Genomic DNA, 6,010 nt, shown 5'->3' on the forward strand with positions numbered 1-6,010 from the left:
GGCCTAACAAACGGCTCAAGAGGGATTGCCAACGCGTGGCGACTTTAGTGCAAAATTGAAGTTCAGTGTTTACAGTGTGTTTTTTGAGTTCGGCTATGCGTTGTCAACCCCTTAGCCGGGCGTTATGTTTTACGAGGAAATATCTGAATGAATCAAGCAGAAGTGATTGCGAAAGTTATTGAATTATCAGGTGGCGTTGAGCAACTAAGGATAAACTCAGATCGCTCGCTACAAGAAATAAACTCTAAATGGCACCAGCATACAGAGATAATCGGTAGAGTACTTCGCGCTCATTTGTTCGTTGAGCACTATATGGCAGGCTACTTAGTGTCTAGCTCATTATCTATTTCTCGGAAAAAAGCTGACAAGCTAACATTCGCACAAAAGGTAGATCTCGTAGAGAAAGCAAACGAGCCACAGTTGGAAGAATTCCTTGCTGGAATTAGGTGTCTAAACCGTATTCGAAATAACATTGCTCATAACCTAGCTATAGAATTAACTTCAGACTCGATAAAAGATATGGCTGAGACAAAGTTATTTGTAGCGCTTAGAAGAGAATTGGCAAAGCCCAATGAGCCATGTTCCCAACCTATTTCTGTGATTGAAAGCTTTTCAAAACACGTAGGGGTTGTTTTTGATTCAATTTCAGACCCTAACTCACTATCTAAGATCTTTGCTAAAGCTCTTGCTGAACAACAAACATAACAAACAATTCAAGTGGATTCTCAACGCGTGGCAGTTTTACTATGCGTCAGGTAAAGTGTTTACGGTGTAATGCAGCGGCTTGGCCAGTGCGTTGTTCACCACTTAATTGGGCGTTATGCCTTTTCCTCAAATATCGGCAAGGAGAGTCAATTTGAAAATAGTAGAAGCAGATAAAATCCACCTTGAAACTGTTGCTCAATTATTTGATTTATATCGTCAATTTTATGGGCAAGAGTCAGATTTGGCGCAAGCTTCGCGTTTCATTGAGGAAAGGCTCAATCATTCAGATTCAGTCATTTTCTTAGCACTTGATCATCATGATCACCCGTTGGGTTTTGTTCAGCTTTATCCATCGTACTCTTCAGTCGCGATGAAGCGTATGTGGTATTTGAATGATTTGTATGTAATTGAATCAGCAAGACATAAGGGGGTTGGTAAAGCATTGCTACAGAAAGTCAAAGTTTATGCTAAAGAAACCAATGCTTTAACTGTGAAGCTTGCGACTTCAATTGATAACGAATCAGCAAAAAATCTATATGTATCTGAGGGTTATTCTAAAGTTACGGCTTTTGAGCACTTCACACAAAAAGTAGTACAGGCATAACAAACAATTTAAGAGGGATTCTCAACGCTTGGCATTTTTGGTTCTACTTCAAGTTTTGTGTTTATGGCACAATGCTTTAGGTTAGGTGGAAGCGTTGTTCACCCCTTAATTGGGCGTTATGCAACTCAGGTAAATTTAGGGGTTCAATCTTTTGGGATTTCTCCGGCCATTCGTTTTGTGTTGTCGGCAAATGAGCTTTTTTACCTTCAAATTCGTGGTTAACTCAAACCGTAAAACAGGCAAATTTCTTTGTTTGCCTCAATCAGTTTTGGTGCTGGTTTGTTGTGAATTTAGCGGGCACAAAGTGTGGAAAGGGCAAGTTAATCGAGCATTTCGCACTTGCTGAAAGCCTTGCTTGTTGAGTTTGTCTGATTCAAAAGCTTGGTTTGTCGCTGAAAGGTGGACTTTGTTTTGGCGGATTATTTATCACGGCTCTGGCTTCGGTTGGTTCTTGAATTACTCAACCATTGCAATTGTGGCTTTTGGTCGTGTAAATTCAGTTTATCTTATTGAATTTGCATAACAAACGGCTCAAGAGGGATTGCCAACGCTTGGCGGTTTTAGTGCAAAATTGAAGTTCAGTGTTTACAGTGTGTTTTTTGAGTTCGGTGGTGCGTTGTCAACCCCTTAGCCGGGCGTTATGTGTAATCGAGAGTTCAGGGAAAGAATGAAAGTACTGATATCAGGCTCCAATGGGTATATTGGTAGCCACGTGACTAAGATGTTTGTCGAAAGTGGCTTTGAAGTTTCGACTTACAGCAGGACTAGCGGTGTCTTATCTCCTGCACGGAAGCTTACCAGTGTGCCATCAAATTTCTCTGGTTACTTTGATATCGTTATAAATTGTGCTCGCCCACATTGGTCAGAATTTTCGCCGGAGGAAATAGCTGATATAGAGTCCAAGCTGCTAACGCAGCTGGATAGACTAGCGGCTGAAGGTGCGACAAAAATCCACACGTCGGGTGTTTGGCTATTTGGCAATGCTTCTCACAATGACCTTAAAGAATTTAGGCTTAAGCCTCTAGAGGCAGTGAAGCCGGACACAGTGACAATAGGTTGCGCTATCAAAAAGAAGTGGCATGTCGTTTACTGTCCTAGTTTGGTTTATGGTGGTGAAAACTGTCAGTTAAAGCGAATTGTAGATTCCTTATCTGACCAAACTCTCCAAGTAGCGATACCATCTCAAGGTTACAATCAATATATCCATGTTAATGACATCGCTCGATTTTATTTGGCACTGGTTCAAGGTAAACGTCCGGCTACACAACATTTTATTGCTGAGACTAAGGGGTATAGTCCCGAAGCGTTTTCTCAGTTGTTACTAGACTTTCAAATCGTAAAGCAGGTTCACAAGAGCAGTTGGAATGACTTTGAGAAATGCCATGGATCTTCGGCAGTCGAAATTGAAAAGCTAAATCTTAACCTTCCAATTAGTCCTTTGTTTGAATCGACAGAGTCATTAAGGAAGTACATAGAAAATTACACATAACAAACAATTTAAGAGGGATTCCCAACGCTTGGCATTTTTGCTTCTACTTCAAGTTAAGTGTTTATGGCACCATACTTTAAGCCTGGGTGGTAGCGTTGCTCACCCCTTAATTGGGCGTTATGTGTTGGATGAGTTTTTAAGGTTAACTCTACGATTTTATTGAGAATTCGTTCCGTGTTTTCGGCACGGTGGCTTGGTCGAAATGGATTCTTGAACAACCTGAGATTGATCGTTTTTAAGGTTCTTGAGTTGCCTCAATTGAGTTTTGGATCTGGTTTGTGTTGAATTTCGGTGGTTTCAAATCGCTTTAATTGAAATGTCTTTTTGACTGATTTTCTTGCTGATATTCAGCTCTAAAAGTTTGGTGAAGCAAAAGGGTTTGTTGTGGCTGAAAGGGCGCTTTCTTTGTTGTTGATTCTGCAAGTGGCTCTCTTTGGATCAGATCGCTGTGAAATTTAGGGTTTGGTCAGCATCGTTTTTGTACGTAACTTATTCAAATCCCTTCGTTTCTACGGTGATTTACTTTGAATTCATAGTGAAATTCACATAACAAACAATTCAAGTGGATTCTCAACGCGTGGCAGTTTTACTATGCGTTGAGTAAAGTGTTTTACGGTGCAATGCAGCGGCTTGGCCAGTGCGTTGTTCACCACTTAATTGGGCGTTATGCAACTCAGGTAAATTTAGGGGTTCAATCTTTTGGGATTTCTCCGGCTATTCGTTTTGTGTTGTCGGCAAATGAGCATTTTTACCCTCAAATTCTTGGTTAACTTAAACCGTAAAACAGGCAAATTTCTTTGTTTGCCTCAATTGGTTTTAGCGTTGGCGCGTTGTCAGTTTAACGGGTGCAAAGTGTGGAAAGGGCAAGTTAATCGATCATTTCGCATTTGCTGAAAGTCTTGCTCGGTGAGTTTGTCTCATTCAAAAGTTTGGTTTGTCGTTGAAAGGTGGACTTTGTTTTGGCGGTTTATTTATCACGGTTCAGGCTTTGGCTGATTCTTGGTTCACTTAACCAATATTTAGATTGTTTTCTTAATCAAATGTAGTGTAACTTCTGGTTTATCTTATTGAATTTGCATAACAAAGCATTTAAGACGGATTCGCAACGCTTGGCGGTTTTAGTGTAAATTCAGTTTTTGTGTTTTAAGTGGTTTGTCGAGGCGTTGGTGTTTAGCGTCGCTCACCACTTAATGCGGCGTTATGCTACCGGGCGAAATCTTAAATAAGGAATACTATGAAACAGAACATTGTCCATATTGCCTTGGTTGTAAACGATTATGATGAAGCAATTGATTTTTACGTAAACAAACTCAAATTTGAGCTTATTGAAGATACTTATCAACCTGAACAAGATAAACGGTGGGTGGTTGTAGCTCCACCAAATTCTCATGGTGTTACGTTGCTACTTGCCAAAGCCTCGAAGCCAGAGCAGCAAGATTTCATTGGTAATCAAGCGGGTGGTCGAGTATTTCTGTTCTTAAATACTGACGATTTCTGGCGTGACTTTGAGCGCATGAAATCTATTGGTATTAACTTTGTCCGAGAGCCAGCTGAACAAGACTATGGAACGGTAGCAGTGTTTGAAGACTTGTATGGAAACTTATGGGATCTTCTTCAATTAAACCCAGACCATCCAATGGCGAAAAGGTAGCATAACAAAGCGTTTAAGGCAGATTCCCAACGCTTGGCACTCTCAGTTCAATGTTGGGTTTAGTGTTTACGGTGTAATGGTTTAAGTTGGGTGGTAGCGTTGCTCACTACTTAACGCGGCGTTAGGCTATTTAGAGGATACGATGACAGATTTAAAAAATAATGAGCAATATTTCGACGTTTCTTTTGAGAAGCTTTACTCACCTGATGAGAAATATAGCGACGTCGAGTTTGAAGATTGCCAATTCTCCGACTGCGATTTTTCAGCGGTTAAATTCCAGAAATGTAAGTTTACAAACTGCACATTTGAACGCTGCAATTTGAGTTTGGTGGATTTTACAAACTCAAAGCTCTTTGAGCTTAAATTTCAAGACAGTAAGTTAGTTGGCGTTGATTGGACGAAAGCGACATGGCCAGTTTATCACTCAGACTTTGAGCTAAGTTTTAAGCGTTGTATTTTAAATGACTCGTCTTTCTTTGGCCTGACCTTAAATGAATTGGTTTTGGATGAATGTAAGTTGCATGATGTTGATTTCCGTGAAGGTAACTTTGCAGGTTCAATAATGATTTATAGTGATTTTAGCCACAGTTTATTTATGAGAACAAATTTGCAAGGGGTTGATTTCAGTGAATCAACAGCATACTCCATTGACGTACTAGAAAATAACGTTAAAAAGGCTAAGTTTTCACGATATGAAGCGTTGAGCTTATTAGAAAGCTTAGGTATTGAATTGGTGGATTAATAGCCTAACAAACGGCTCAAGAGGGATTGCCAACGCGTGGCGACTTTAGTGCAAAATTGAAGTTCAGTGTTTACAGTGTGTTTTTTAAGTTCGGCGGTGCGTTGTCAACCCCTTAGCCGGGCGTTATGCAACTCAGGTAAATTTAGGGGTTCAATCTTTTGGATTTCTCCGGCCATTCGTTTTGTGTTGTCGGCAAATGAGCTTTTTCACCTTCAGATTCGTGGTTTACTCAAACCGTAAAACAGGCAAGGTTCTTTGTTTGCCTCAATGAATTTTGGTGCTGTTTTGTTGTCAATTCAGCGTGCGCAAAGTGTGGAAAGTGCAAGTTTATCGAGCGTTTTGCACTTGCTGAATTTTCCGCCCGTTGAACTTGTCTGTTCCAAAAGCTTGGTTTGTCGCTGAAAGGTGGACTTTGTTTTGGCGGCTTATTTATCATGGCTCTGGTTTGGGTTGATTCTTGAATCACTCAACCATTGCAATTGTGGCTTTTGATCGAGTAAAGTCAATTTATCTTATTGAATTTGCATAACAAACGGCTCAAGAGGGATTGCCAACGCGTGGCGACTTTAGTGCAAAATTGAAATTCAGTGTTTACGGTGTGTTTTTTGAGTTCGGCGGTGCGTTGTCAACCCCTTAGCCGGGCGTTAGGCAAGGTGAGTTTTTATCAGCTAAATCGAGTTGAAATTGAACGATAAATTCCATGTTTTCTGGCTTAAGTTAAGCAATAAATCGTCATCACATATTTTTTGTTTCTTGATCGCGTTGAGCTGTTTATCGTTGTGAATTCATCGGCAAAATAACCTTCAGCATCCAAACGTC

General features: G+C 40.4%; 5 protein-coding genes. All 5 read left to right on the forward strand.

The window, feature by feature from the left end; genetic code table 11:
- The first annotated feature begins 147 nt into the window (after window positions 1–147).
- The 5 genes from EXZ60_RS18265 (at window position 148) to EXZ60_RS18285 (ending at window position 5,191) form a co-directional block, all read left to right on the forward strand.
- On the forward strand, window positions 148–705 hold the full coding sequence (locus tag EXZ60_RS18265; RefSeq protein WP_114721582.1) for a hypothetical protein: 558 nt from the start codon (window positions 148–150) through the stop codon (window positions 703–705).
- A 151-nt stretch (window positions 706–856) separates the two neighbouring features.
- Window positions 857–1,309 carry a GNAT family N-acetyltransferase gene (locus tag EXZ60_RS18270; protein ID WP_171981743.1) on the forward strand — a complete coding sequence of 151 codons (453 nt, stop codon included), beginning with the start codon at window positions 857–859 and terminating at the stop codon, window positions 1,307–1,309.
- Between the two features lie 667 nt (window positions 1,310–1,976).
- Window positions 1,977–2,798, forward strand: coding sequence for an NAD(P)-dependent oxidoreductase (locus EXZ60_RS18275; RefSeq protein ID WP_088729581.1), 822 nt, complete (start codon window positions 1,977–1,979; stop codon window positions 2,796–2,798).
- 1,234 nt (window positions 2,799–4,032) lie between these two features.
- Window positions 4,033–4,449: a VOC family protein gene (locus EXZ60_RS18280; RefSeq protein ID WP_098415771.1), complete on the forward strand. Its 417-nt coding sequence runs from the start codon at window positions 4,033–4,035 to the stop codon at window positions 4,447–4,449.
- 142 nt (window positions 4,450–4,591) lie between these two features.
- Window positions 4,592–5,191: a pentapeptide repeat-containing protein gene (locus EXZ60_RS18285; RefSeq protein WP_019281459.1), complete on the forward strand. Its 600-nt coding sequence runs from the start codon at window positions 4,592–4,594 to the stop codon at window positions 5,189–5,191.
- The last annotated feature ends 819 nt before the right edge of the window (window positions 5,192–6,010 follow it).

Source organism: Vibrio sp. 1151_11 (assembly GCF_029478525.1).
In the GTDB taxonomy this organism is placed as follows: Bacteria; Pseudomonadota; Gammaproteobacteria; order Enterobacterales; family Vibrionaceae; genus Vibrio; species Vibrio anguillarum.